This is a genomic window from Fervidobacterium pennivorans DSM 9078, from assembly GCF_000235405.2.
GTDB classification, from domain to species: domain Bacteria; phylum Thermotogota; class Thermotogae; order Thermotogales; family Fervidobacteriaceae; genus Fervidobacterium; species Fervidobacterium pennivorans.
On sequence record NC_017095.1, the window covers coordinates 331,589 to 353,168 of the forward strand.

General features: G+C 38.8%; 24 protein-coding genes. 18 read left to right on the top strand and 6 right to left on the bottom strand.

Annotated features, from left to right (window positions below; genetic code table 11):
* Positions 1-30: 30 nt before the first annotated feature.
* The gene (locus FERPE_RS01540) at positions 31-1,254 is read left to right on the top strand and encodes an aspartate kinase (protein ID WP_014450923.1); all 1,224 of its coding nucleotides are present in this window, start codon (positions 31-33) and stop codon (positions 1,252-1,254) included.
* A gap of 28 nt (positions 1,255-1,282) precedes the next feature.
* Positions 1,283-2,422 (top strand): aspartate aminotransferase family protein, encoded by a 1,140-nt coding sequence (locus FERPE_RS01545; protein WP_014450924.1) that lies wholly within the window; start codon positions 1,283-1,285, stop codon positions 2,420-2,422.
* On the opposite strand, the gene FERPE_RS01550 is transcribed toward FERPE_RS01545, so the two are convergent.
* From FERPE_RS01550 to FERPE_RS01570, 5 genes are all read right to left on the bottom strand, one after another.
* On the bottom strand, positions 2,419-3,159 hold the full coding sequence (locus tag FERPE_RS01550) for an energy-coupling factor transporter transmembrane component T family protein (protein WP_014450925.1): 741 nt from the start codon (positions 3,157-3,159) through the stop codon (positions 2,419-2,421). The genes FERPE_RS01545 and FERPE_RS01550 overlap by 4 nt on opposite strands.
* 38 nt (positions 3,160-3,197) lie before the next feature.
* Positions 3,198-3,785, bottom strand: coding sequence for a hypothetical protein (locus FERPE_RS01555; protein ID WP_014450926.1), 588 nt, complete (start codon positions 3,783-3,785; stop codon positions 3,198-3,200).
* Between the two features lie 23 nt (positions 3,786-3,808).
* The gene (locus FERPE_RS01560; RefSeq protein WP_014450927.1) at positions 3,809-4,567 is read right to left on the bottom strand and encodes an SAM hydrolase/SAM-dependent halogenase family protein; all 759 of its coding nucleotides are present in this window, start codon (positions 4,565-4,567) and stop codon (positions 3,809-3,811) included.
* Positions 4,568-4,618: 51 nt separating this feature from the next.
* Entirely contained in the window at positions 4,619-5,740 is a 1,122-nt protein-coding gene (locus FERPE_RS01565) for a M20 metallopeptidase family protein (protein ID WP_014450928.1), read from the bottom strand.
* Positions 5,741-5,900: 160 nt separating this feature from the next.
* Positions 5,901-6,788 carry a hypothetical protein gene (locus tag FERPE_RS01570; RefSeq protein WP_014450929.1) on the bottom strand — a complete coding sequence of 296 codons (888 nt, stop codon included), beginning with the start codon at positions 6,786-6,788 and terminating at the stop codon, positions 5,901-5,903.
* 204 nt (positions 6,789-6,992) lie between these two features.
* Between FERPE_RS01570 and FERPE_RS01575 the strand changes: the two genes are divergently transcribed.
* From FERPE_RS01575 to FERPE_RS01590, 4 genes are all read left to right on the top strand, one after another.
* Positions 6,993-8,171 carry an alpha/beta hydrolase-fold protein gene (locus FERPE_RS01575; protein ID WP_014450930.1) on the top strand — a complete coding sequence of 393 codons (1,179 nt, stop codon included), beginning with the start codon at positions 6,993-6,995 and terminating at the stop codon, positions 8,169-8,171.
* A 25-nt stretch (positions 8,172-8,196) separates the two neighbouring features.
* Positions 8,197-9,189 (top strand): phospholipase C/P1 nuclease family protein, encoded by a 993-nt coding sequence (locus FERPE_RS01580; protein ID WP_014450931.1) that lies wholly within the window; start codon positions 8,197-8,199, stop codon positions 9,187-9,189.
* Positions 9,190-9,388: 199 nt separating this feature from the next.
* Complete coding sequence (gene glyA, locus FERPE_RS01585; protein WP_014450932.1) at positions 9,389-10,666, top strand: serine hydroxymethyltransferase; 1,278 nt, start codon at positions 9,389-9,391, stop codon at positions 10,664-10,666.
* A gap of 26 nt (positions 10,667-10,692) precedes the next feature.
* Complete coding sequence (locus tag FERPE_RS01590) at positions 10,693-11,928, top strand: DUF1015 domain-containing protein (protein ID WP_014450933.1); 1,236 nt, start codon at positions 10,693-10,695, stop codon at positions 11,926-11,928.
* Between the two features lie 33 nt (positions 11,929-11,961).
* Here FERPE_RS01590 and disA read toward each other — a convergent pair whose 3' ends face one another.
* Complete coding sequence (gene disA, locus FERPE_RS01595) at positions 11,962-13,026, bottom strand: DNA integrity scanning diadenylate cyclase DisA (protein WP_014450934.1); 1,065 nt, start codon at positions 13,024-13,026, stop codon at positions 11,962-11,964.
* A gap of 257 nt (positions 13,027-13,283) precedes the next feature.
* Here disA and FERPE_RS01600 point away from each other — a divergent pair, with 257 nt between their 5' ends.
* The 12 genes from FERPE_RS01600 to FERPE_RS01655 all read left to right on the top strand — a co-directional run bounded on the left by FERPE_RS01600 (position 13,284) and on the right by FERPE_RS01655 (position 21,545).
* The gene (locus FERPE_RS01600) at positions 13,284-14,225 is read left to right on the top strand and encodes an ROK family protein (protein ID WP_014450935.1); all 942 of its coding nucleotides are present in this window, start codon (positions 13,284-13,286) and stop codon (positions 14,223-14,225) included.
* Between the two features lie 42 nt (positions 14,226-14,267).
* Positions 14,268-14,702 carry an OmpH/Skp family outer membrane protein gene (locus FERPE_RS01605; RefSeq protein ID WP_014450936.1) on the top strand — a complete coding sequence of 145 codons (435 nt, stop codon included), beginning with the start codon at positions 14,268-14,270 and terminating at the stop codon, positions 14,700-14,702.
* A gap of 52 nt (positions 14,703-14,754) precedes the next feature.
* Entirely contained in the window at positions 14,755-15,489 is a 735-nt protein-coding gene (gene lptB, locus FERPE_RS01610) for an LPS export ABC transporter ATP-binding protein (protein WP_245530420.1), read from the top strand.
* Between the two features lie 27 nt (positions 15,490-15,516).
* Entirely contained in the window at positions 15,517-16,116 is a 600-nt protein-coding gene (locus tag FERPE_RS01615) for a TIGR03936 family radical SAM-associated protein (protein WP_014450938.1), read from the top strand.
* Complete coding sequence (locus FERPE_RS01620) at positions 16,113-16,478, top strand: response regulator transcription factor (protein ID WP_014450939.1); 366 nt, start codon at positions 16,113-16,115, stop codon at positions 16,476-16,478. Before FERPE_RS01615 ends, FERPE_RS01620 begins: the two co-directional genes overlap by 4 nt.
* Positions 16,468-17,868, top strand: a complete 1,401-nt coding sequence (locus tag FERPE_RS01625) for a SpoIIE family protein phosphatase (RefSeq protein WP_014450940.1) — start codon at positions 16,468-16,470, stop codon at positions 17,866-17,868. The genes FERPE_RS01620 and FERPE_RS01625 overlap by 11 nt, the downstream gene beginning before the upstream one ends.
* A gap of 51 nt (positions 17,869-17,919) precedes the next feature.
* Positions 17,920-18,477, top strand: a complete 558-nt coding sequence (gene efp, locus FERPE_RS01630; protein ID WP_014450941.1) for an elongation factor P — start codon at positions 17,920-17,922, stop codon at positions 18,475-18,477.
* A gap of 58 nt (positions 18,478-18,535) precedes the next feature.
* Positions 18,536-18,853, top strand: coding sequence for an Asp23/Gls24 family envelope stress response protein (locus FERPE_RS01635; protein WP_014450942.1), 318 nt, complete (start codon positions 18,536-18,538; stop codon positions 18,851-18,853).
* Between the two features lie 36 nt (positions 18,854-18,889).
* The gene (gene nusB / locus FERPE_RS01640) at positions 18,890-19,315 is read left to right on the top strand and encodes a transcription antitermination factor NusB (protein WP_014450943.1); all 426 of its coding nucleotides are present in this window, start codon (positions 18,890-18,892) and stop codon (positions 19,313-19,315) included.
* A 106-nt stretch (positions 19,316-19,421) separates the two neighbouring features.
* A complete protein-coding gene (locus tag FERPE_RS01645) occupies positions 19,422-19,934 on the top strand; it encodes a hypothetical protein (RefSeq protein WP_014450944.1) in 513 nt (170 codons plus the stop codon).
* A 55-nt stretch (positions 19,935-19,989) separates the two neighbouring features.
* Positions 19,990-20,793 (top strand): dihydropteroate synthase, encoded by an 804-nt coding sequence (gene folP / locus FERPE_RS01650; protein WP_041263064.1) that lies wholly within the window; start codon positions 19,990-19,992, stop codon positions 20,791-20,793.
* A 14-nt stretch (positions 20,794-20,807) separates the two neighbouring features.
* Positions 20,808-21,545, top strand: coding sequence for a pseudouridine synthase (locus FERPE_RS01655; RefSeq protein WP_014450946.1), 738 nt, complete (start codon positions 20,808-20,810; stop codon positions 21,543-21,545).
* Positions 21,546-21,580: the final 35 nt, after the last annotated feature.

Genomic DNA, 21,580 nt, shown 5'->3' on the forward strand with positions numbered 1-21,580 from the left:
GCTATTCAAAGAGCAGGTAGGTGAGAGGGATTGACAAGAAACGTTCTTCAGAGTAGAGTAATTGTTCAAAAGTATGGAGGCTCATCTGTGGCTGACCCTGACAGAATCAGAAACGTTGCACGTAGAATAGCAAAGAAAGTCCAAGAAGGTTACAAAGTGGTGACCGTTGTCTCTGCAATGGGTAAGACAACTGACAATTTGATTTCACTTGCCAAGAATGTATCAAGCAAACCCGACGAAAGAGAGCTTGATATGCTTCTTACCACAGGCGAACAGGTTTCGTGTGCTCTTGTTGCAATGGCTTTGAAAGATATGGGCATTAATGCAATTTCTTTGAACGCTTTTCAGGTCAAAATTCTAACCACAAAGTCTTATAACAACGCGAGAATAATGGATATCAGTGTCAGGAAACTGAGAGAATATCTCGACAGTTACGATGTGCTTGTCGTAACTGGTTTCCAAGGAATTACCGAAGACGAGCATCTTACAACACTTGGTAGAGGTGGTTCGGACACTTCAGCAGTGGCTTTGGCTGCCAAATTGAAGTGCGATTGTGAGATTTACAGTGATGTTGCAGGTGTTTATACGTGCGACCCAAAACTTTATCCTGAGACAAAGAAACTCAAGTACGTTACGTACGATGATATGCTCGAAATGGCAGCAACTGGTGCAAAGGTACTACATTCACGTTCAGTTGAGATAGCCAAAAAATACAACGTGCGGGTCTACTGTGGTTCATCATTTAGCGATGAGGAGGGAACTTGGGTGGTTGACAGAATACCTGAATGGCTTGAAGAACCACTTGTTACAGGGGTTAGTTTGGACAAAAATCAGGTAAAGGTTTCTATAATGAACTTGCCAAATGATGCAAAAGTGGTAACAGATATCTTCAAGAGAGTTGCAGAGAAAGGGATAAACGTCGATATGATATCTCTCGTAAAGAACGGTACATCAACACACGTGTCGTTCACAGTTGTTCCTGAAAGGCTTGACAAAATAGAAGAATTGCTCAACGAAACACTTTCTGATTACGGTGCTAAATACCATTTCTATGGGAAATTTTCAAAAATCACTGTTGTTGGAACAGGCATGAGGTCTCATTACGGTGTTGCTTCAAAACTTTTAGAAGTGCTTTCCGAACATGGTGTTGAACCGGAGCTAATAACCACATCAGAAATCAAAATCTCCGTTTTGGTTCCAGAAAACGTGGCAGAGGAACTGGTGAAAAGTATTTGCAAGGCTTTTGATTTGTAAACCTGAAAAAAATGGGGGAGGAATTTAAATGCACAGTGCGATGGGAGAGACATATGTAGCTGGCACGTATAACAGGTATCCCATCAAGATATCACATGCTAAAGGAATTTATGTATGGGATAAAGATGGAAAACCTTATTTAGATACGTTCATGGGTATTGGCGTGCTTCTTTTTGGACACAACCATGAGAAGATAATAGATGCCATGAAAAGAAAGATGGAAAAGTACGTTCATCTTTCGAACTTTTTCCTTGATGACGATGCCTTGTTTGTTGCGCAAAGACTCGTCCAGGAGACGGGGAAATACGGAAGAGTTTTTTTCACAAACTCAGGTGCAGAAAGTACAGAATGTGCCCTAAAAGTGGTCAGGAAGGTCAAGAAGACGGGTAAGATACTTTCGTTCGTTAGAAACTTTCATGGAAGGACTTTAAGTGCATTGAGCGTAACTGGATTTGAAAACATAAGAAGTCAGTTCATTAATGATGAAAACGTCGTTTTTCTTCCATATGATTATGAAACTGTAAAGAGATTTTTGGAAGACGAAGAACACATAGCGGCGGTCTTTTTGGAAGTAGTACATGGTAGTGGTGGTTTAGACGTTATTCCACAAGAGATTGTTGAGTTGATATCAGAGTACAAAAAAGAACATGGTTATCTTATCGTAGCTGATGAAGTCCAAAGTGGACTTGGTAGAACAGGAAAGTTTTATGCGTATCAGCATTTTTCAATTCAACCAGACATTGTCACTGTGGCAAAGGGTATAGGTGGCGGACTACCACTTGGAGCATGTATCATGCTTGAGGAATATGCTGATGTTTTTAAAACAGGTGAACACGGTTCTACTTTTGCTCCCAATCCAGTAGCACTTGCTGCAGGAAGAGCGATTTTGGAGATGATTGATGAACATTTGTTAAACCATGTTGTAGAAATGGGTAAGTATTTTGAAGAACGTTTTTCAAAACTTGGTGATGTACTCGGTATGGGATTGATGAGAGGACTAAAGCCGAAGTTAGCTGTTGATTCAAAGTGGATAGAAAGATTTATAAACCAAGGACTCTTGGTTAATATCTTGGGAAACGGCGTTGTCCGGTTCCTGCTACCACTAAATATAACCAGAGAGCAAATCGACGAGATCTACAAGAGATTTTGTGAAGTTATTGAACACTAAAATATTCGCATTATTAAAACTCCGAGTATCAATCCTACGTTTGCAGTAAGGTATACTGTGTCCCTTCTCGACCAGTTGAGTGTGTAGTAATGCGTTCTTTTCGTTATACCGTACTTTCGAGCCTGAAGAGCTAGGGATAGCTCTTCAGCTTTTCTTAATGAAGAAACTAACAAAGGAATTATTATGCTCGTAACTGCAGATAGTTTGTTTCTGAGACCTTTTTCAGAATACTTGGCACCTCGAGATATCTGAGCTTTGATAATTCTGTCAGCTTCATCAAGTAGTATGGGAATGAAACGGATTGATATCGCAAGCATCATGCCGAAATCTTCTCGCTGTTCGTCTTTTATACCAAAGTATTTAAGAATATCTACGATACCTCGTGCCGTCAGTAGTGGAGGAGTTGTGTAAGTGAACATCGTGGCAAAAAGAAAGATGAGTGATAATCGCAAACCTATGTAAAGGCTGGAAGATATACCACCTATGAAATACTGAACAACAACAGCAAAGACTATCAAAAACCACATGCTTTTCAAACTTCTCAAGTAAACAACCGGCTTGATCCTTGATAGTGCCATGAATAAAATAAAAAAAGCCACAGGGATAATATAACCTAAGAGGTTTTTAACGAGCATAACACTAGTAACCTGAAAGAGGACTGAAATCATCTTTGCTCTGGGGTCTAAGTTGTGAATCAGGGAATCCTTTGGAATGTATTTTCCTATGGTCAGTCTCAATATAAATCACCTGCTCAGTGTTGTTAGTAATTAGAAAATTATTTCCTTGCGCTTAAACTTTTTGAATGTAAAAATGAGACGTATTCATTAATTATATTCGCATAGTAGCTGAAGAACTTGACGGTATAAATGTTATACTTATCCGAGCGCCCGTTGTAGGCAGATATCGCTCTCGCAAGGTCCCAATCAAATACATAGCGAAGGGTTAAGTAGATGTATCGATACGCAATTCTTACTTGCCAATCTGGATAATTAATGAGTTCTGCATGATTTCTGTGTTGTTGTTTGAATTGTCTAATATCTTCGTAGAAATTAGCTACGTAAAACACTGCGTTTTCGTGGAGCTGAAAATAACCAACGGCTTTACCTTGGTCGCCGAAAATGTTCATAAAATTTGTTTCCGTAAGGCCAAAGGCAAGGATGTATAAAGGATCCACACTCTTCGGAACTATCTTCGATTCCTCTTCCAAGGCTTTAGCCATGAGTTTTGCATGGTTTTCTGGCACTTTGCGAGAGGTTAAAAACACATAGGCGAATTCGAAAAGTTCGCCTGCAATTAGGGTCTGTGAAATTGTTATCAGAAGAATAATCCAAATAATTTTAATAACCTTTGTGTATCGCTTCATAGACCACCTCTTCTATTTGTCTCTCAGAAGAGAATTTCCAGTTCACAACCTTCGAAACATTTAAACCGTTCTCTCGCAACTCCTTTGTTTACAGCAATTTCTAAGTATCCTGTGCTATCTTCATGTACTAACAGTTCCCCTTCTTCTACATCTGCATAAGTTTCAACAACGGGGACGAGAACGGTTTTATTTCCAACTTTTATTTTTACCTGTTCTTTGTCAGCAACCCAAGCGAAAGGTATATTTGTTTCTATGTTACCAAATCTATCGAAATAAGCTACTTCACCGGAGATACCCGTGGCACTCAGATGAGCCTTTCGGTAAGGCACGGTGGCGTAACTTGGCAATCTCGTTCCCAAATCATCGAAAATACCTTTTGTGATATATGCGGCAGCCGGAGAGAAAATGTCTCGTCCGTGGAAGGTCTTGGACGTTCCAAAGTGATACTTTTTGTTCACAAGGTCTACAATTTTTCTTGGCTGGTGTCTTTCCAAGACTAAAGTAAGAACACCATTGTCAGGTGCGACGAAATAATATTTTTCTGTCTCGACAGCTATAGCTTTTCTAGCAGTTCCAACACCGTAATCTACTACAACCAGGAAAACGGATTTTTCAGGGAAGTAGTCAACACTTCTGTCTAATATGTACATTGCTTCCCGCACGTTGTACGGTGTGATATTGTGTGTGAGGTCTATAATTTCCGCGTCTGTTATCTGACGAATTACACCTTTACAGATTCCAACGTAATGTGAATTACCCCAATCTGTCATGAATACAATCACATATGACACCTTCCTTTCTATTTCTCTTTTCTGTTTCTTATTTAGTTGAACTTAGATGTGATTGTACAATTCAACCAACCATTTTACCATAAAATCAACGAGGTATGGAACAACCTCATCGTCTGGAAGGAACTGTGGGTTGTGTAATCCAACGATTTTGTTCTTAGTTCTAACACCAGCCCAAAACATTATAGATGGATATTTCATGGTGAAGAATCCAAAATCTTCACCCGTGTATTTCATCCCACAATCTATGAATTTATATGAGTTTTTATTAAGGAAATCCTTGAAAACTTCAAATAGATTCGCATTGTTGATGACAGGTGGGTAGAGGCTACCTTTTTCCAGATTGCCTCCATATTTCTCTGTCATCTTTTTCAATTTTTCGAAACTTTCCAAGACGATTTCGAGTGTTTCTCCACGGATAGAGCCTTCTATTTGCGTAAAATCTGCAACGGCATTTCGAACACTTCCACCAAATATTCTTCCAAAACCTGCCAACACCCTTTGACCTTTTGTCGCATTGTCAATAGGGTTATCATAGAACTCAGAAAGAAACCCCACCGCTTTCTTAATAGCGTCAATACCTTTTTCTTTTTGTGCGATATGTGCTGATAATCCTTTGAATTTAGCTGTGACCTCCATTGCGCAAGCAAATAACGTTCCATCGGTTGAAGCAAACTCCCCAAGTTCGTATTCATCTGTCACATGCAATGCCGTTGCGTATTTTACTTTGTACTTCTCCCTCATTTCATCGAGGACGTATTTCGCACCACCGATAGTCTCTTCAGCTGGTTGAAAGACAAAAACGTAATTTCCTTCGATTTTTTCTTCTAATACTTTTTTAATCACCCCGTACAATACGGACATATGGATATCATGCCCACATGCGTGCATTAAGCCTTCATTTCTCGAAGCGAATTCCCAACCTGTTTCTTCTTTTATAGGAAGTGCATCCATATCGGCTCGATAAAGAACAGAAGGTTTCGTAGGCTCACGTTCGATAAGAACCACTAACCCTGTCTTAGCGACTTTTTCATATCTTGCTCCAAGCTTTTCCAACGCTTCAACAAGTATTCGTTGAGTGTTGTATTCGTTGAACGCGAGTTCTGGAGCCATATGAAGTCTATGCCTGAGTTCAACGGGTGAAATTACATCCGAAATTTTGGCCATTCCCATCTCTCCTTTTAGCATTCACATTACACTGGCTTTTACTAAAATTATACCAAAATCACTGAAAACAAAAAAGTCCACCTTTTCAGGTGGACGAAAGTTTTAGTAAGGTGAGGTTATGTGTACCAGCATAGAGGCATTAGGGCCGGGAATATAGATTTTAGACTTTGAAATCGAACTGCCTGACTGTTCCGACATTTCCATCTTCCGTAAGATAAATGCCAGTTCGCCTTACAACGGAATCGTAGTAATCAAATGGCGTGGTTACACTTCCAAGAAATATAGCTCCGACATTTAAGTCAAGCAAACCGACAAGTTTTTCCCTCCCGTTTTCATCGGTTGTCCAAATTTTCAATTTTAAGAATTCCAAATCATCTTCGTCTATCCAATTATCACCATCGCTATCCAACTTGGCAAGTTCAGAAAAGCCATCTTTTGTTACAGGTCCTAACAATTCTGTTGCATCGTCTACCTTTCCATTTCCATTCTTGTCGTATACTAATATTCCTCTTCCGCCACCAATGTAGAATTTATCCACTTCTCCATCGAAATTCAAATCAAGTTCTACTAATTGTTTTTTGCTAGTTGGAGTTTTCAAATCAAGAATTAGAGGGTCTACAACCTTTCCATAAGTCTTTTCGTAAGAATAGCTAAGCTGGAAAAGAGATAGTTGTATTGAGAAATCTATAATCCTGCCATCTTTTGTTCTCACCTGACCATTCGCTGAGAAATTCGAGTACTGAATGTTAAGTGTTTCCATCTCGCTTTCAATCTCTGTAACGTCTTGAGCATCTTTTTTAGTTACGGAAATTTCGTACTGGGGACCCGGTAGGTAAATTTTTAGCTTTTTGCCTGTAAGTTTTTCAAGCATCATCTTCAATATCTTTATTTTGTTCAAAGTCTTTTCATCAATTATTGATGCCTTCTCGTGCACCGTAATTTCGATAGTTGAAGGCATCCTGTATGTGCGAATCTTCGACGAGTTTCTAACATAGTTCAAACTAAGATTTTCGGAGAAAAGTGCTACGTTGTATTCTTCTATTCTCATTGTGTCACCACCATTCTTTGGGCGTGACAGGTTAATTTTTTTTCTACTTATATTATCGGAACATTAAACACAAGTTGTAGAGAACATATAAACAAATCTTGGAAAAAACGCAAGTACTATTTTTGTTCTTCGTCAAAAGTATGGTATAATTTTTACAAGATAGTTTAATGAAAGCTTAACTTTAGCACTGTGGGAGGGGGGATTATGAATTCAAATTTGCTAAGAGATTTCATAAAAAGAAGCTTATATTTCGTTCTATTTATGCTCTTAGGTAGTTTCACAACAATATTTGGTTTCAAAGTTACATTTGTTGTTGAGGTTCCGACTTACACACCTTTCGACGACGAGATTTATATAGCAGGAACATTTAACAACTGGAACCCTGGGGACCCAAAGTATAGGTTGGTTAAATCGGGTGATGCTTACACAATAACACTCGAGTTGAGTGGCCTTATAGAATACAAATTCACGCGGGGCTCCTGGGAGACAGTAGAGAAAGGTCAACGGGGTCAGGAGATACCAAACAGAGTGCTGAACGTGGATAAAGATATGGTTGTTAATATAACTGTGAATCATTGGAGGGATTTTGTGGAAAAGCAGCAGGCAGGTTTAAGAAAAACTTACACAGGAAACATAAAGCTCATAAAAGATTTTTACTCCCCTGAATTAGGAAATAAAAGGGACATAATCATTTACCTTCCTCCAGACTACGAAACTTCAAATGAAAGATATCCAGTTTTGTATATGCATGACGGACAAAATATTTTTGATGCATCAACATCGTTCTCTGGAGTTGAGTGGGGAGCTGATGAGACTGCCGAAGATTTAATAAAGAAAGGTCTGATACGCCCCATCATAATTGTTGGCATATACAACACAGGTGTGGAAAGAATGAATGAGTATTCTCCGTGGGTTGATAGTAACTATGGTGGAGGAAAGGGGGAGTCCTATGCTAAGTTTATCGTGAATACGCTTAAGCCTTACATCGATGAGCACTTCAGAACTTTGCCAGATAGAGGAAATACTGCGATAATGGGCTCTTCTATGGGAGGGTTGATTTCACTTTACATAGGCTTTGAATACAACGATGTTTTCTCAAAAGTTGGGGCAATGAGTCCATCTGTATGGTTTGCAGACAGACGGTTGATTGAATACATAAAGACCGCCGAAGTGAAAGATTTTACTATGATATATATTGACATGGGGACAGCAGAAGGTTCTAAACCAGAGGTATATTTAAATGACGCTCGTGAACTATATAAAATCTTGCTCGGTAAGCAAAACCTTGATGTCATGTATTTAGAAGATAGGGGAGCACCACATTCGGAAAGTGCATGGGCAAGAAGATTGCCTGAAGCTTTGCTGTATTTCTTTGGTAAGTAAAGCATAAGAAAGAGAGGATGAGAGTATGTTGAAAAGAATTCATTTTTTGTTATTATCAATCTTTTTAACTCTTTCGAGTCTGTTGTTTCCTTGGAGTGGGCATGAGTCTTATACTTACCTGGTTGTAAAATCACTGAACCTAAATCTCGACAAGTTAGTCGAAATAAGACCTTATACGTATAAAGAAACCCGAGTTTACAACACGAAGTATTACTACACCGATGACTTTGCTGGTCAAAGAAAATTCTTTGATCCACTCAACGATGGAAAGTTTCCACCAGACCCGTCTCCCGTTGATGGAAAGCTTCCTGCATGGCAAATATTAACTATTTACGCTCAGTTCCCAGATTTTGGCATGGATGAAGAGTTGAATCTGTCACCTCTTCAGTCACTTATAGGTAACAGTCAAGGTGTTAGACATATGAGATATAAACTGGGACTTATCGAAGCATTTGAGGGTGATAAGTCGTTTTTGTATTTTGTCGATATCTCCAAAGAGGCATTTGCCAAAGGAGATGAATATTGGGGTTACAGGTTCCTTTCTTATGCTCTTCACTACATGGAAGACCTTTTTCAGCCATACCATGAAACTCCTGGCACTTTCTGGGAAGTTGTGAGAAGTCTGATGGATAAGAAAACAAAGAACCTTTTGAACAACGCTCATTACGCTTACGATAATTATTTAGTTTACTTGATTCATTATTCAAAACACAGTGAAGAAGTTCGCAAGCTGATAATAAACACTCCGAAAAGAAGGATACCTTCCAACTACGAGGCACTTATAAACGAGGTTATGATGTACGGTTATTCAAGATTTCCTGAGGTTCACAAACATATAAAAGCTGCGATGGGAGATATTTTGATAGAACGGGTACCAACAATCGATGATTACCAAAAATTAGAAGCGGAAGGTAAACTTGACAGACTTTACAAAGTAACCAAAGAGATAATAGTTGTTATGACAGGAACAATAAAGGCTTTTCTGGAAGATTATTTAACAACCTACGCGCAAAAATAATTGAAACAACCCAGTAGTTGTATACAAACCATATACGGAGAATAAGATTCGATAGCTATGTTTTTGATATCTTAATGGTAAAAATACGTGAATAAAGTGATTTTTCAAAGATGCGTGGAGTTTTTTGGACTCCACGTTTTTTTATTGAGAATGTATAATGGATAATGAATTAATGCATGGTGATATAGGAGGTGTGTGTATGTGGGAACATGTTAAAGCTACTGACCCTGAGATTTATGAGGTGCTTTTAAAAGAATGGGAAAGGCAAGAGTACGGACTTGAACTTATAGCCTCCGAAAACTTTGTTTCTTTGGCTGTGATGGAAGCGATGGGTAGCGTTTTAACTAACAAGTACGCAGAAGGATATCCAAAGAAAAGATACTACGGAGGTTGTGAGTGGGTAGACGTTGCCGAAACGCTTGCAAGAGAACGTGCAAAAAAACTTTTTAATGCAAAGTACGCCAACGTTCAACCACACTCAGGTTCTCAAGCAAATATGGGAGCATACTTTGCACTTGCAGAGCCCGGTTCTGTTCTTATGGGTATGTCTCTGAGTCATGGTGGACACCTCACACATGGTGCGAGTGTAAATTTTTCAGGACAAATCTACAAGGTGGTCCAATACGGTGTTAATCCACAGACGGAAGTAATCGATTACGACGAAGTTAGAAGGCTTGCGTTGGAACACAGACCAAAGATAATCGTTGCAGGTGGTAGTGCTTATTCAAGGATTATAGATTTCAAAAAATTCAGAGAAATTGCGGACGAAGTTGGAGCTTACCTTGTTGTCGATATGGCACACTTTGCAGGTCTTGTTGCCGCCGGACTTTATCCAAACCCACTTGAATATGCACACGTTGTCACGAGTACGACGCACAAGACATTGCGCGGTCCACGTGGCGGTTTGATTTTGACAAACGACGAGGAGATTTACAAAGCAATTAACAAAGCCATATTCCCTGGTATTCAAGGTGGTCCGCTAATGCATGTGATAGCTGCTAAAGCAGTTTGCTTTAAAGAAGCTCTTACTGAAGAGTTCAAAGAATACCAAAAACAAGTTGTGGCGAATGCCAAAGCGCTGGCAAAAGCATTGGAAGAAAGAGGACTTAGGATAGTATCTGGAGGAACAGATACTCACTTGATGCTCGTTGATTTGAATCCTCTCAACGTAACAGGTAAAGCTGCTGAAACAGCGCTCGGTTACTGTCATATCACGGTTAACAAGAACACAATACCAAACGAAACAAGGTCGCCATTTGTTGCCAGCGGTATAAGGCTTGGAACCCCTGCTCTGACTACACGTGGTATGAAAGAGAAAGAAATGGAAATTATTGCAGACCTAATTGTTAAAGTTTTGAGGAACATCAAAGATGAGGAAGGCAACATCGATGAAAGTATTGTCAAAGAGGTTTCCTCACAAGTAATCGAATTGTGTAAACAATTCCCATTATATGAAGGAAAAATAAAGCTCTCTTGAGATTAAGTAAAATAGGAGGTGCGACGATGGTTGTCAGACCGTTCAAAGCTTTGAGACCAACGAAAGAAATGATTTCAAAAATTGCTGCCAAACCATACGATGTCGTAACGGAAGAGCAGGCAAGAGAAGTTGCAAAAAACAACCCATACACATTTTACAAGGTTTCCAGACCCGAAATAAACTTCGACCATCCTGTGGATACACACGACCCAAAGGTCCTAGAAGCTGGAAGAAAGCATCTGGAATGGCTTATTGAAAATGGTTATATGTTTGTTGAAGATAAGCCTTGCATTTACATATATCAACAGCATTGGAGAGACCATATTCAGACAGGTTTCTTCGCCACATTTTCGGTGGATGAATACATCGATAACAAGATAAAGAAGCACGAGCTCACAAGAAAAGACAAGGAAGATGAGAGGGCACTACACGTTAGAGTGGTCAAAGCGCACACAGGACCAGTATTTTTGATGTACAAATCTAAGCCAGAAATCGATAATTTGATTTTCAGGCATGCAACAGGAACCCCGGAATACGATTTTACTGATGAAACTGGAGTAAGACATATAGTTTGGGTCTTGAAAGATGAAGAGGAAATCAAAAAGATAGTTGATGCTTTTAAGAGTGTTGATGCGTTCTACATTGCCGACGGTCATCACAGAGCTGCAGCAGCGGTAAGGGCTGCGATTGATTTTAGAAACGAAAATCCAAACTACACTGGAGAAGAAGAATTTAACTTCTTCTTGGCGGCGCTCTTTCCACACAATCAGTTGAGGATACTCGATTACAACAGGGTAGTTAAGGATTTGAACGGCATGAGTGAAGATGAGTTCTTGAAAAAGGTCTCGGAAAAGTTTGAAGTTACACCAGTAGAAGGAGTTTACAAACCGGAAAAGAAACACACAATAGGTATGTATTTGTCAGGCAAGTGGTATAGATTGGAACCGAAGATTGGAACGTACGACGAAAACGATGTTATTGCTTCACTCGATGTGTCTATACTGCAAAATAACCTCCTTGCTCCAATACTTGGAATCGAGAACCCAAGAACTGACAAGAGAATAGACTTTGTCGGTGGAATTCTCGGGATTGAAGAGTTGATAAGACTTGTTGATAGTGGAGCGTTCAAAGTAGCGTTCGCTATGTATCCTACTTCTATAGATGACCTTTTGAGAGTTTCTGATGAAGGTAAAATCATGCCTCCTAAGTCCACATGGTTCGAACCAAAATTGAAAAGTGGTATAGTGGTTCATCTGATTTAAGTAATGTGCTGTTAGAGTAATAGAAAAGGCGCCTTATTGGCGCCTTTTCTTTATTTCACGTAATCTTCGCAAAATAGCTTTAGCTCGTTTATCACCAATGCCCTCTACTTTCTGCAACACACTTGGGTTGGTCTTAACCAGTCGGTCTATGGATCTGAAAGACTTTATAACATTTTGTGATATGTTCATTGGTATATGCACTTCATTTCTCAGGATTCTGTAACCTCTTGGCCTTACGATAGTGTCTGAAACTTGCTGTGAATTCACAACATCGTATCCTAATAATTTAGCAAAAGGAACAGGCCGGTGATCGATTTTTAGCATGGTTTCGAGAATCTGTTTTGCATCATCCTCGGTAATATCCTTTTTTGAGTAATCCATGATTATTAATGTTAGTATCTCATCTAAGTCTTTAAGAACTTCGAGTAACCTAAGTTGAGACAACCGTCCTTCAACACCCAGTTCAACGATACTGATTTCGATACTGGATGAAATAGACTTAATTTCTATGCCTCTAATAAGTATCTCACAAACATACCCTAATGAAACGTTCCCTTCAATCTCAAGTTTGTCAAGCACTTCTAAACTTTTGTCAAAAGATTCTCTGAATCTTTCGAGAGCATTAATCGTTTGACCAACCTTTGTTAAGACAAGGTTTATATCGCCAAAAACGTACTTTTTGTCTTTATAATATAATGTCACAACGTTTCTTCGTTTTGAAATGGCTACAACCATAACCCCCAACTGTTTAGCCAATCTTTCCGCAGTTCTATGACGGGTCCCGGTTTCCGTTGTAGGAATACTTGGGTCAGGCACTATGTGAACGTTTGCTGCTAAGATTTTTGATGCGTTTTTGTCCATAACTATAGCTCCGTCCATCTTTGAAAGTTCATACAATCGCTCAGGTGAGAATGGACAGTCTAACTTGAAGCCTGATTGCAGTATACTGGAATATCTTGGGAATTCTTCTTCATCGATAAAAACTATCAACGCCCCCAGCTGGGCATGAATGATGTCATCAAGAGCTTTTCTAAGTTTTGTGCCCGGGGATAAAAGTTTTATCTTTTCCGCAAGCTCTAGTTCAACAATTTCAGACAAGTTATCACACCCTCGGAAATCATTATTTTAATTGAGTATTTTAAAAAACTACCGCCTTGTGAAGCGATTTATAGTCTCTAAGGGTTTTCCAAGGCTTGATATGGTACAATTGCTCTGAGCAGTTGGATGTTTCAAAGTTGTAGTCAAAACTTCCCTTAATATTATACACTATTACATGAGTTTGTGTTATAATGATTTAGGATTTTTGTGTTCGAATGGGTAACAAACCCATTAACTTGCCAAGGGAGGAAACGCTGGTGTACATAGTAGGTATAGATTTAGGTGGAACCTTTTTCAAAGTAGGTCTGGTTGATGCAAAGGACGGAAAGATTGTAAGAAAGATTGAAAGAGAAACGAAGGTGTATGAAGGTAGAATTAAAGTGGTTGAGCGTATGGCACAAGCCGTCTTGGAAATAACCGAAGGTTTCGAATACACTGGTATTGGAGTAGGTTCACCAGGGTCTATAGACCATGATAAGGGAATTGTGCGTTTCTCACCAAATTTCCCGGACTGGGTGGATTTTGAACTTGGTGGTGAGCTCTCTTCTTTGCTTAACAAGCCTGTCTACGTTGAGAACGATGCGAATGCATTTGTGCTTGGTGAAAAATGGTTTGGCGCAGGCAAAGGGCACGAGCATATAGTTGCGCTAACACTTGGGACAGGTGTTGGTGGAGGCGTTATTTCCCACGGCGTTCTTATAACAGGAAAAGATGGGATAGGAACTGAATTGGGACATGTTATAGTAGAACCAAATGGACCGTTGTGTGGGTGTGGAAATTATGGTTGTCTTGAAGCGCTAGCTTCAGCAACAGCAATAAAACGAATGGCTTTGGAAGGACAAAGAAAATTTCCAGAATCCGAAATATTCAAAGCCGAAGAAGTCAGTGCAAAAGTTGTTTTCGACGCTGCAAAAAACGGTGATTTACTTGCTCAGACGATAGTAAATAGGGTTGTTAATGCGTTAGCCATAGGTGTGACTAATTTCATCCACATATTTAATCCGAGCATAGTTGTCATTGGTGGTGGTGTTTCCCGTGCTGGTGATATTCTCTTCAAGCCGCTGAGAGAAAAGGTTGAGCGTCTTGTTATGCCTTCTTTCAAAGGTACGTATGAGATTGTCCAAAGCCCATTAGTTGAAGATGCAGGCATACTTGGAGCAGCTTCTATCGTATTGCAAAGAAGCATGAACCAACAATAAGTTGGGTAATTTTAAATCATCACATTTGGAGGTGTCTTAAGTATGAGCAAGTATTTTCTCTACGTTTTAGTCGCAACATTTGTAGTTCTTGCTGTTATTATCGGAACAGCTGCAGATTCCAAAACGGGTCCAAAGTTGGGGTATATTGATCCAAACAAGGTCTTACAAAACTACGATAAGTGGGTCAATTTCCAGAAGCAAATGCAAGATGAAATAGCAAAATACCAAGCAGAACTCGACAAAATAAAAGACCAAAATCAAAAACAGCAAAAGTATTTAGAGTACCAGCAACTAATTAATAACAAAATAGCGCAAACTCAACAACAGATAGAAGCAGAGATTTTGGCAAAGGTCAAAGAATATGCGGAAGTAATGGGATATGATTTTATTTTCAACAGCACGACGATGGCTTACGGAAGTCAAGCTTATAATATAACAGATGCATTCATCAAGTATCTAAAAACATCTAAGAAGTAATGAATTGCGCAACAACTACAAGCATGGAAAACTATCTGGGATGGGTCACGAGATGGAGGAAATGGAAAAGGGTTTTGACCAGATTTCTTGCGAAGGGATATACAAAAGATTTGGCAGAAAAGAAGTCCTTAAAGGTGTCAATATGTATGTGAACACTGGAGAGGTAGTAGGCTTGCTTGGTCCAAATGGATCAGGCAAGACTACTTTATTTAATATCATACTCGGTGTGGTTGTCCCAACGAAAGGAAAAGTATATTTCAACGATAAGAATATCACAAACATGCCTATTCATAAAAGGGCCAGGCTTGGGATAACGTATCTACAGCAAGAGACCTCGGTTTTCAGGGATTTAAGGGTGGAGGATAACATTAGGCTTGTTCTGGAATTTCAAAAACTCAAGAAAAAAGAAATAGAATCTATTATCGATAACACACTTACCGAGTTTGGAATAGAAACATTAAGAAGGCAGTACGCATTCTCCCTTTCTGGTGGTGAGAAAAGAAGATTAGAACTGGCAAGGATGATGTCATTAAAACCAAGGTTCGTCCTTCTTGATGAACCGTTTATTGGTATAGATCCAAAAACTGTAAAAGAAATACAGAAAGTCGTATTAAGTTTGAAAGAAAGAGGAATTGGTGTAATTATTACCGACCATTCTGTAGAAGCGTTGAAACCTATTGTTGATAGATTGTACGTGATACACAAAGGAGAAGTTTTAGCGGAAGGGAAGCCCGAGGAAGTTTTGGCAAACGAAATGGTCAAAACTGCCTACCTTGGTGAAGAATAAATCAACGAATTAGTCTTGGAGGCTACAATGGTCTTACTATTCAAGAAAAAAGGACTTTTGCGATTCTTGTCGGCTATCGAAACTTCAAATGCAATCATCAGGACTTTAATAAGAGCAGGTTTAAAAATCCAGTATTCCGAAGGATTTCACCCAAAACCGAAGGTTTCGTTTTTGGACACAGTCGCCACGGGTGTAATTGATTTGGCACTTTATGTAAGTGTGAAACTCGAAAAGACTGTTGATAACCTTGACATTGAAAGTTTAAAACGTAATATAAAAGAGGTTTCTGTTAAAGGCTTGGAGTTAGCCGAGATATTTCCAGTAGAAATCAATCTAAATGAAATCGTCTCTGCTTATGAGTATGTCTTGTTTTCGCGAAAAATTCTAGCTCTTGATCAGGTAATTTATAAGCACTCAGGTAAATCGTTTGTGCCAAGTGAAGTAATGAAACACTATGAGGTCGCTTTGAAAAAAGGACTTTATATGGTAAAATACACTGTAGACCGACAGAAGATATTTAATCCTTACTTGATAGACGGTGTTTTCTTGGCTATCAGAACGAAAGCATTTTCAAAAGAAACCGAACTACGCGATTTGTTAACTAAAAATGGGGGGAAACCTTCATGAAAGTTCTTGTTGTTGATGATTCAGATGTGCTGAGAAAGATTACGGTGTTCAATTTGAAAAAATTGGGAATGGAAGTCGAAGAAGCCGTGGATGGTGTAGACGGACTGGAAAAGATGCGTTCATGGCATCCGGACGTGGTTATTCTTGACATCATGATGCCTCGAATGGATGGTTTCACCGTCTTGAAAGAGATGAAGAAAGACGAAACGATAAAAGATATCCCGGTAATTGTTTTGACTGCAAAGGGTGGTCAAGATGATGAACAAATAGCACTCTCGCTTGGTGCAAAAAAAGTTATGACAAAGCCGTTCAGCCCCACCCAGCTTGTTGAGGAGGTTAAAAGTTTAGTAAATGTTCGATAGACTAAATGAAACACAGATTATAGAAATACTGAAACCTCTTGTAGAATCCTTGGAGAAGATAGCTAGCCTATTCGAAAGGGATTTTAAACCAGTGAATAGTCTGGAAGATTTATTTTTTGCAACTAAAGAGCTCTATGAGTATATTCAAAGATGGGTTTTAGACCAGAAGTCTAACAACGAAGCGCTACAACAACTTATTGATGCTCAGTTAGAAGAATTAACTGCAACATACGAGGGACTATCAGCCTTGTTTGAAATAAATAAGATAATCTCTTCTGTAGAAGAACCTTGGATGATTCTGAATAGTGTTCTGAAGCTTTTAAAAAATGCTGTTAACTTTTCCATAGCTGCTGTTTTACTCAGGATTAATGATAAGCAATATTTAGAATACTACGGTGATAAAAGTGCTGAAAATATCATTAATGAATTAATTCAAAGATATCAACAGGAAGAAAGTACAATTTTTGTTGACGTTGATAATGATCTTGGAGGACATATTGCAATTCCTCTTAAATCAGAAATAGGGGATTATGGAATAATGGTTCTTTCCGCTTACGGTTCCCATAAGATATTCACAGCAGGAGATAAAAAAATTGCCGAAGCGGTTGCACAACAAATTCTTACAGCTGTTAACAGATATGTGATGCTCCAAAGAGAGATAGAAAAAAAGCGACTCGAAGAGCAGATTCAGATAGCACGAAGTATCCAGATGGGGTTGTTACCAAAGGAATTCCCCACCAATGAAAGGTTTGATATAGGTGCACAAAGTGCCCCAGCAATTCAAGTTGGTGGTGATTATTACGATGTCTTTGCAAGAGACGATGGAACAATAATATGCTGCATAGCAGATGTATCCGGAAAAGGTTTGCCAGCGGCACTTATAATGTCTTCTTTTAGAAGTATGTTTAGACTTTCAACTAAAATCTCTGATGATTTAAAAATGTTGGCTGAACAGTTTGACAGGATGATACACCAAGATTTTGAAACAGGAAGGTTTATTACATCGATTATCTTTAAAATCACCCCTGATGGTGAGTTGGAGTACGTTAACGCAGGTCACGACCCTCTGTACATACTTAGGGATAATAAAATAATAAAACTTGAATCTACAGGTACACCTTTTGGAATACTTGGCGAGGGTTGGCATGATGTTGAGAAATTCAAGCTCCAAAAGAATGACCTGATTGTTGCTTACACGGATGGTGTTGTTGAAGCTCGAAACATAACAGGCGAAGAATTCGGATTTGAGAGGTTACAGGAGTTGATAATAAGGAACAGATACTTGAAAGCATCAGACATAGTTGATAAAATAATGAACGCGGTCTTTGAATTCTCTCAAGGAACAGTTCAGCATGATGACACTACGGTGCTAGTTGTAAAATACGAGTAGGTTGGTTAAAATGCATTATTAAATAAACAAAGAAGAGTTGGAGGGATTTGCATGATTGAAGTTGGTGACCTTGAGAAAGGCATGTACATAAAGTACGAAGGTGACATATACAGAATCATTGATGTTAACAAACACTTCAGAGGAAGAGGTTCTGGACTCATTAGAACAAAACTTAAAAGCTTGTCAACGGGTCTCATTAGAGATGTCAACTTCGCAAGTGGTGAAAAGGTTGAAGAAGCAGAGCTTTCATTCAGAAAAGCAGAATACTTGTACAACGATGGAGAAAACTATTACTTCATGGATTTGCAAACGTACGAACAATATGCAATTCCTGAGTCGGAAGTGGATGAAGCAAAATACTATCTTGTTGAAAATACACAAGTGGACCTCGTGATGCACGATGAGAAACCAATCGGTATCCAGCTCCCAACGACCGTTGTTTTGGAAGTTGTTGAAACGGAACCGAACTTTAAAGGTGACACTGTTTCCGGTGGAGGAAAACCTGCGGTTTTGCAGACAGGTTTAAAGATAAGTGTTCCTTTCTTCATAAACGTTGGTGATAAGATTAAGGTAGACACAAGAACCGGAGAGTATATAGAACGTGCATAATCTCTTAGGGTTTTTAAAGTTTGTTTAAAACTTACAACCCTTGAAAGGGGGAAGGTTTATGGGAAACATAACGATATCAGATAACGTTATTTCTGAAATTGCCTACAGATCTATCTGTTCGGTCTACGGTGTCGAACCGGATGACAAAGAATTTAAAAAGTTGAGAAAAAACATATCCGTTGAAAGAACCCCTGAGGATAATGTTATAATCAACGTTAAGCTTGAGGCTCCCTATGGAGAAAACATATTGGAATTTTCCAAAAACATAATGAAAACCATAACTGAGAATGTTTCCCAGATGACAGAAAAAGTAGTTGAGGCAGTAAACGTTGTAGTCATTGGTGTTTCAGAGAGAGAATTTAACAAAAATTCCTAAAGTTTTTAAAGAAGTTACTTCAAGGGGTTGAATGATTTGGTATCGAAGAGACGGAAGCTTAGAGAAGCTGTAGTGAAAGCGCTTTTCCAACTGGACTTCAGGCCCGATGAATTCGAGGATATATTACGCGACACATTGAGCGATGAGAAAATACAGGAAGTAAAAAAAGACGTTGAAAGGTATTTGAAAAGAATCCGTGAGAACAGAGAGAGAATAGATGAGATTATTTCAAAATATCTTTTGAACTGGGATTTTGGAAGAGTCTCGTATATTGACCGTAATATCTTAAGACTAGGAGCCTACGAGTTGCTTTATGAAATGGATGTACCGATAGAAGTTACTTTGGATGAAATGGTGGAAATTGCCAAAAAATATGGGTCCGAGGAAAGTGGGAAGTTTGTCAATGGTGTGTTAGATAAGATAGCAAAGACAGAAGCACCAAAGGAAAAGTTCGATTTGTAAAAGCTTTTGTTTTGTTGAGTTTAATTTCTTTTTCTTTATTTTCTTATCGTTTCTACTTTTTGTTGCCTAAACGTATCTCAAGGGGGAAACTGGGGGTTCTCATTTTGTGAGTTACGTAGAATTTATTATATTTTTGCTCGTTGCGAGTTTGATTTTGACATGTGCGTTTGATGGATACAGCCATGTGTTGCAACACATGGCTTATATTTTAGATACGAACAGAAAAACTTTGAGAACTTTTCATATGATAAACTATCTGAGATTCGATTTCCACAGACACAGCGTTGCAAATCCGAATGTTAAAGTCAGTCAAACTGAAAACTATACGACCTTCGCATTCAACGAAGAGATAGACGGACAGGTCAAAAGAGTACTTTACAAGGCAACGAAACCTTTTGAAGGCAGGACTATTATATACAGAGAAGTCTATGAAACCTTTGGCAATAGCTATAAGTTGATAAATAGACGAACATACACGTTGGAAGGATTATACAAACTTTATCTATCCGAAGACAAGAAATATCTTATCATACAGACCGATTATTATGAGAAATGTCTAATTCCCGTCAATCTTCCAAATGTCCAAATTCTAAGTATAACTGTCACAAAAGAACAATAGCTAAGGAGTGAGTAATGTGGATAGAAACGTCCGTGTTCGTTTGATTGACGAACTTATGAGTTCCAAAAGAACCAAAGTAATGGGTATAATAAACGTAACTCCAGATTCTTTCTATTCTGGTAGCCGTGTTAGTGAAACTGAACTATTAGATAAAGTGGAAGAGATGATAAAAAACGGTGTGGATGTTATAGATATCGGTGGGGAAAGTACCAGACCAGGTGCAGACCCGGTCCCTCTTGAAGAGGAAATACGAAGAACCGTAACGGCAGTGAAACTTGTAAGGAGGCACTTCGATATCCCTATTTCAGTTGATACCTACAAATCGGAAGTTGCAAGGCTTTCTTTAGAAGAGGGAGCGGATATAATTAACGACATAAGTGCTTTAAGGTTTGACGAAAAAATGGTTGATGTAGCTGCGCATTACAAATGTCCAGTAATCATCATGCATATGAAAGGTACACCCAAAACAATGCAAGAAAATCCGGAATATACAGACGTTATTGGTGAAATTACTGACTTTTTCAAAGAAAGAATCGAGTTTGCCAAAAGTCATGGAATAGAGAAATTGATACTCGACCCTGGCATTGGTTTTGGAAAAAAGCTCGAGCACAATTTAGCGATATTTAAGCACATAGAAAGCTTCAAAGAGCTTGGATACCCAATCTTAATTGGTGCAAGCAGAAAATCAATGATAGGCATGATACTAAATCTACCGCCGGAAGAAAGACTGAACGGCACTCTCGCTTTAACTGCTTATTGCGTTATGCACGATGTTGATTTTGTGAGAGTTCATGACGTGAAAGAGAATGTAGAAATTGTTAAAGTCTTGGAAGCGATAAAGAATTTTCGTAGTGAATAAAGGAAGAGGGTAAGATGAGGATGGAAGAAAATGAAAAAGGTAAGGGAAGAAAAAAGATTCGGTTGGACAGATTTTTAGCGAACGCACATATTGGCTCACGAACGGAAGTTAAAATGTACATCAAAGATGGACGCGTCAAAGTTAACGGAGAAATAGTTTATGACCCTGCTTTTTATGTGTCGGAAGAAGATGTTGTTACAATCGATGATATACTTGTGGAGGCTCATCGTTTTGTTTATATAATTCTAAATAAACCTGCTGGTTTTGTATCTACAACGTCCGAAAACGAACCAAGTGTGCTAAACCTTGTTGAACACCCATATGTTAGTGAACTCCACATAGCCGGTAGACTTGACAAGGACGTAGAAGGCCTTTTGATTCTAACTAACGATGGTGAGTTTACACATAGATTAATATCACCAAAAAAGAAAGTGGAAAAAGAATATTACATATACTCAAAAAGGCCTGTGAACATCACTCAAGAAATGGAAGCAGAAGTAGAAAAAGGATTAGAGATAGATGGTGAAAAGTTTCTTCCGGGAAGAATTAGACAAATTGATGAAAGAACGGTTTCCATAACTATCGTTGAAGGAAAATACCACCAAATAAAAAAGATGTGTAAAAGACTGGGAATAGAGTGGGAAAAGATACAAAGAGTTCGAATTGGTGGGCTAATACTTGACCAAACCCTAAAACCTGGAGAATGGCGGGAGCTTACAAAAGATGAGGTAAAAAAGGTTTTTGAGAGGTAACAATAGGTTGCTAAAAACAAAGCGATGCCTACAGG

Coding starts and splice junctions, on each gene's coding strand:
- FERPE_RS01545 (WP_014450924.1), top strand. CDS start 1,283: ATGCACAGTGCGATGGGAGAGACATATGTAGCTGGCACGTATAACAGG.
- FERPE_RS01555 (WP_014450926.1), bottom strand. CDS start 3,785: ATGAAGCGATACACAAAGGTTATTAAAATTATTTGGATTATTCTTCTG.
- FERPE_RS01565 (WP_014450928.1), bottom strand. CDS start 5,740: ATGGCCAAAATTTCGGATGTAATTTCACCCGTTGAACTCAGGCATAGA.
- FERPE_RS01570 (WP_014450929.1), bottom strand. CDS start 6,788: ATGAGAATAGAAGAATACAACGTAGCACTTTTCTCCGAAAATCTTAGT.
- FERPE_RS01575 (WP_014450930.1), top strand. CDS start 6,993: ATGAATTCAAATTTGCTAAGAGATTTCATAAAAAGAAGCTTATATTTC.
- FERPE_RS01580 (WP_014450931.1), top strand. CDS start 8,197: ATGTTGAAAAGAATTCATTTTTTGTTATTATCAATCTTTTTAACTCTT.
- glyA (WP_014450932.1), top strand. CDS start 9,389: ATGTGGGAACATGTTAAAGCTACTGACCCTGAGATTTATGAGGTGCTT.
- FERPE_RS01590 (WP_014450933.1), top strand. CDS start 10,693: ATGGTTGTCAGACCGTTCAAAGCTTTGAGACCAACGAAAGAAATGATT.
- FERPE_RS01605 (WP_014450936.1), top strand. CDS start 14,268: ATGAGCAAGTATTTTCTCTACGTTTTAGTCGCAACATTTGTAGTTCTT.
- lptB (WP_245530420.1), top strand. CDS start 14,755: ATGGAGGAAATGGAAAAGGGTTTTGACCAGATTTCTTGCGAAGGGATA.
- FERPE_RS01615 (WP_014450938.1), top strand. CDS start 15,517: ATGGTCTTACTATTCAAGAAAAAAGGACTTTTGCGATTCTTGTCGGCT.
- FERPE_RS01620 (WP_014450939.1), top strand. CDS start 16,113: ATGAAAGTTCTTGTTGTTGATGATTCAGATGTGCTGAGAAAGATTACG.
- FERPE_RS01625 (WP_014450940.1), top strand. CDS start 16,468: ATGTTCGATAGACTAAATGAAACACAGATTATAGAAATACTGAAACCT.
- efp (WP_014450941.1), top strand. CDS start 17,920: ATGATTGAAGTTGGTGACCTTGAGAAAGGCATGTACATAAAGTACGAA.
- FERPE_RS01635 (WP_014450942.1), top strand. CDS start 18,536: ATGGGAAACATAACGATATCAGATAACGTTATTTCTGAAATTGCCTAC.
- folP (WP_041263064.1), top strand. CDS start 19,990: ATGAGTTCCAAAAGAACCAAAGTAATGGGTATAATAAACGTAACTCCA.
- FERPE_RS01655 (WP_014450946.1), top strand. CDS start 20,808: ATGAGGATGGAAGAAAATGAAAAAGGTAAGGGAAGAAAAAAGATTCGG.